Source organism: Mycobacterium sp. 1245805.9, from assembly GCF_001672915.1.
Lineage (GTDB): Bacteria > Actinomycetota > Actinomycetes > Mycobacteriales > Mycobacteriaceae > Mycobacterium.
The window spans coordinates 1-4,227 of record NZ_LZKR01000087.1 but is presented as its reverse complement, the minus strand read 5'-3'; the positions used below and the strand labels follow the sequence as shown (position 1 = coordinate 4,227).

Below are 4,227 nucleotides of genomic sequence, written 5' to 3'. Positions count from 1 at the left end.
GAGGTGTACGAGCACCTGGTCTTCGACGGCAACCGCCACCTCCCGCTGGCCGGCTTAGACGGCATGGCCGAGCGCACCATCACGATCTCCAGCGCGGCCAAGATGTTCAACTGCACCGGATGGAAGATCGGGTGGGCCTGCGGCCCAGCGCAACTCATCGCCGGCGTGCGCGCGGCCAAACAGTATCTGAGCTACGTCGGCGGCGCACCGTTCCAGCCCGCCGTGGCTCTCGCGCTGGACACCGAGGACGCCTGGGTCGCCGAGCTTCGCCGCTCCTTGCAGGCCAGGCGGGACCGGCTGGCCGCCGGGCTGAGCCAGATCGGCTTTGCGATGCACGACAGCGACGGCACCTACTTCCTGTGCGCCGACCCGCGCCCGCTCGGCTACGACGACAGCACCGCCTTTTGCGCGGCGCTCCCGGAGAAGGTCGGCGTGGCGGCCATCCCGATGTCGGCGTTCTGCGATCCGGCGGCACCCCACGCCGACGTGTGGAATCACCTGGTGCGCTTCACGTTCTGCAAACGCGACGAAACCCTCGACGAAGCGATCAGGCGCCTGGCGGCGCTGCGGGACCCATAACCCGCTTCCTAAGTCCCTCCAGCGCGGCATGCAGGATCTTCTTGCGAACCCGGTTGATGAAAAACTCGGGCAGCGGCGCCGACGGTTCGAGGGTGATGCCGAATCGCACCCGCGTCTTGTCGTCGCCCTCGCGGGTCAGGTTGTACTCGCCGTGCTGGCCATGTTGGTGGATGGTCTTTTTCGCGTCCCACACCATCCAGTCCGGACCCCAGTGGTACTCGAGGAGCTGCGTGTCGAAGATGCCCATCACCCTGATCGTCATCTTCACGTGGCACGGGCGCCCGTCGGGATAGGTGTCGATGACGTCGGCCTTCTTGTGCACCGCGGACCACGACGGAACGTTGTCCATGTCGGCGAGCGCGTCCATGATGGCTTCCGGGGGCGCGTCGATGACAATTTCCGACGATGCTTGTACGGCCACTGGCTAAGTCGCACCGCCCGATCCGCGACTGCCCGCGACCAGCTCGCTCAGCCCCTTCACCGAGGCGTCGAGAACCCTTTCGGTGGCCCGCTTGACGACGAACGCCGGAATGGGCCCCGCCGGCTCGACGGTGATGTCGAAACGCACCCGCGTCTTGTCGAGGCCCTCGGGCTTGAGGTTGTACTCGATGTGCTGGCCGTGCTGCTGCGCGGTGCCCTTTGCGTCATAGACGACCCAGTCGGGGCCCCAGTGATACTCGAGGATCTCCTTGTCGACCAAACCCAAGATCTTGATCTTGGTCTTGACGTGGTGCGGCAGGCCGTCGGGATAACGGTCGATCACTTCGATGTCTTTGTGCAGCGGCGACCACGAGGAAAGGACGCCGACATCTGTCAGCGCCTCCATGACCACTTCCGGCGGCGCGTCGACGACAAATTCCCGTGATGCTTTTACGGCCACTACAGAACAAAGTAACCCCAGCGCCCCACGCGTGGGTGGGGTTCGCCGTAAATCTCTGCTTACCAGCCGATTTCGTCGAGCGGAGTGGTTGCCGCGGGCGGCGGCCCGACCGGGCCGGCCGGGGTTCGGGAGAAGCGCGGCGCGGGAGCGGCCTGTTCGACACCATGGGCGGTGATCAACGTCGACCGCGCGTTCAGGTGGTCGTTGGTGGCCGCCTCATTCCAGGTCAACACCGGGGTGACGCACGCATCGGTGCCCGCGAAGACGTCAGTCCATTCATCGCGGGTCCGGCTGGCGAAGCGCTTGGCGAAGATGTCGTACATCCGTTGATACGAACCGATGTCGAGCTGGCCGGGCACCTCGTCGGGCGACAGGCCGAGCCCTGTCAGCAGCGCCGCGAAGAATTGCGGCTCGATGGCGCCGACGGCGACGTACTTGCCGTCGGCGGTCTCGTAGCACCGGTAGAACGGGGCGCCACCGTCCAGCAGGAACGATTCGCGCTCGTCCCGCAGCGACCCGGTCGACTTCATCGTCCACATCATCTGGGCGAGCAGGCTGACCCCGTCGACCATCGCGGCGTCGACGACCTGGCCCCGGCCCGACCGTTCCCGCTCGTACAGCGCGACCGCGATGCCCAGCAGCACCAGCATCGAGCCGCCGCCGAAGTCGGCGACCAGGTTCAGCGGCGGCGTCGGCGGCCGGTCCCGGTATCCGAGCGCCGAGAGCGCGCCGGTCTGCGACAGGTAGTTGATGTCGTGGCCCGCCGTGTGGGCCACCGGGCCGTGCTGTCCCCAGCCGGTGATGCGCGCGAAGATCAGCCGCGGATTGACCGCCGCGCAGTCCTCGGGTCCGATGCCGAGCCGCTCGCAGGTGCCCGGCCGGAAGCAGTCGAGCAGCACGTCGGCCTTGGCGGCCAGCTCCAGCAGCGCCTGAGGCTGCGACTTGACGTCCAGGTCGACGATCCGCTTTCCGCGGTGCAGCAGGTCGCGGTCCTCCGGCGGCATCGTGAGCCCACCAGGCCGCCGGACCCGCACCACGTCGGCGCCCAGGTCGGCGAGCATCATCCCGGCGTGCGGCCCCGGCCCGATGCCGCCGAGTTCGATCACGCGCACCCCGGCCAGGGGACCCGCGCTCAGCACCGCGTTTAGCTGCCCTTCTTGACCGCGAGCACCCGCTCGCGCAGGGCCTTGGTCGCGGAATCGATCGTGCCCTTGACGGCCCGCTTGAGCACGAAGCCGGGCAGCGGCACGTTGGGGTCGACGCTGATCTCCATCTTGACCAGGGTCGCCTCTCCTTGCGGAACCAAGGTGTACTTGCCGTCCTGCGACTTCTGCTGGCCCGAGCTGACCAGCGTCCAGCTGACCTCGTTGCCGCTCCAGCTGTAGGCCACCACCTGTTCATCAGTGATGCCGGCGGTCCTGACCTTCATCTTGACTTTGCTGGGCCGCCCGTCGTCGCCGGTCTCGAGGATCTCGGCGCTTTGATGCGGGTCCGACCACTCGGGCATCGCTTCGAAGTCGGCGATGACGTCCAGAATCTCCTCGGGCCCGGCTTCGATGACGATGTCGCGGGATTCTTTGATAGCCATCCCCGCACATTAGGCGAACCCGCGTGTCGGGCGGAATGGTTTGGACCGGGCGTACCGTCGTGCTTGTGACTGATCCCCTTGTCTACACCGTCGGTGACTACCTGTTGGACCGCCTCGCCGAACTCGGTGTCTCCGAGATCTTCGGCGTCCCCGGCGACTACAACCTGGAATTCCTGGACCACATCGTCGCCCACCCGACCATCCGGTGGGTGGGCAGCGCCAACGAGCTCAACGCCGGCTACGCCGCCGACGGGTACGGGCGGCTGCGCGGAATGGCGGCCGTGGTAACGACATTCGGGGTGGGCGAGCTCTCGGCCACCAACGCGATCGCTGGCAGCTACGCCGAACACGTGCCCGTCGTGCACATCGTCGGCGGCCCGTCGAAAGACGCCCAGGGCGCCAGGCGCGCGCTGCACCATTCCTTCGGCGACGGCGACTTCGAGCACTTCTTTCGCATCAGCCGCGAAATCACCTGCGCCCAAGCGAATCTCATGCCCGCCACCGCGTGCCGAGAGATCGATCGGGTGCTCTCGGAGGTGCGCGAACAAAAGCGGCCCGGGTACCTGCTGCTGTCCACCGACGTGGCCCGCTTCCCCACCGAACCGCCCGACGCGCCGCTGCCGCGCTACACCGGTGGCACCAGCCCCCGCGCGCTTTCGCTGTTCATCGAGGCCGCGACCGAACTCATCGGCGATCATCAGCTGACCGTGCTCGCCGACCTGCTGGTGCACCGCCTGCAGGCCGTCAAGGAGCTCGAGGCGTTGCTGGCCGCGGACGTGGTGCCGCACGCCACGCTGATGTGGGGAAAGAGCCTGCTCGACGAGAGCTCCCCCAATTTCCTTGGCATCTACGCCGGTTCGGCCAGCGCCGAACGGGTGCGCACGGCGATCGAGGACGCGCCGGTGCTCGTGACGGCCGGGGTGGTTTTCACCGACATGGTCAGCGGCTTCTTCAGCCAGCGGATCGACCCGGCGCGGACCATCGACGTCGGACAGTACCAAAGCAGTGTGGCCGGTGAGGTTTTCGCGCCGATGGAGATGGGCGCCGCGCTGCAGGCACTGGCGGACATCCTGGTCCGGCGCGGGATCACCTCGCCCCCCGTGGAGGCCCCGCCGGCCGAACCGGCGTAGATGCCAAGGAAATTGGGGGAGCTCTCGTCGAGCAGGCTCTTTCCCCACAT

Annotated in this window: 5 protein-coding genes and 1 pseudogene; 2 read left to right on the top strand and 4 right to left on the bottom strand. The window is 67.3% G+C overall.

Annotated elements, in window-relative coordinates:
* The coding region (locus tag A9X00_RS12735; protein WP_156772056.1) for an aminotransferase class I/II-fold pyridoxal phosphate-dependent enzyme at nt 1-579 on the top strand (579 nt) is incomplete at its 5' end.
* Here the strand turns inward: A9X00_RS12735 and A9X00_RS12730 are convergent.
* The 4 genes from A9X00_RS12730 to A9X00_RS12715 are packed head-to-tail and all read right to left on the bottom strand — an operon-like array spanning nt 548 to nt 3,047.
* Nucleotides 548-1,000 carry an SRPBCC family protein gene (locus A9X00_RS12730; RefSeq protein WP_082975157.1) on the bottom strand — a complete coding sequence of 151 codons (453 nt, stop codon included), beginning with the start codon at nt 998-1,000 and terminating at the stop codon, nt 548-550. The genes A9X00_RS12735 and A9X00_RS12730 overlap by 32 nt on opposite strands.
* Before the next feature lie 3 nt (nt 1,001-1,003).
* Nucleotides 1,004-1,459 (bottom strand): SRPBCC family protein, encoded by a 456-nt coding sequence (locus A9X00_RS12725; protein ID WP_067153438.1) that lies wholly within the window; start codon nt 1,457-1,459, stop codon nt 1,004-1,006.
* Between the two features lie 59 nt (nt 1,460-1,518).
* Nucleotides 1,519-2,598, bottom strand: coding sequence for a CaiB/BaiF CoA-transferase family protein (locus tag A9X00_RS12720; RefSeq protein WP_067153437.1), 1,080 nt, complete (start codon nt 2,596-2,598; stop codon nt 1,519-1,521).
* Between the two features lie 5 nt (nt 2,599-2,603).
* The gene (locus A9X00_RS12715; RefSeq protein WP_067153435.1) at nt 2,604-3,047 is read right to left on the bottom strand and encodes an SRPBCC family protein; all 444 of its coding nucleotides are present in this window, start codon (nt 3,045-3,047) and stop codon (nt 2,604-2,606) included.
* A gap of 35 nt (nt 3,048-3,082) precedes the next feature.
* Here A9X00_RS12715 and A9X00_RS12710 point away from each other — a divergent pair.
* Nucleotides 3,083-4,171: pseudogene (locus tag A9X00_RS12710) on the top strand (alpha-keto acid decarboxylase family protein); the annotation flags it as partial.
* Nucleotides 4,172-4,227 lie beyond the last annotated feature (56 nt).

Bases quoted from the DNA above. Each gene is read 5' to 3' on its own strand.
- A9X00_RS12715 (WP_067153435.1), bottom strand. From the start codon at position 3,047: ATGGCTATCAAAGAATCCCGCGACATCGTCATCGAAGCCGGGCCCGAG.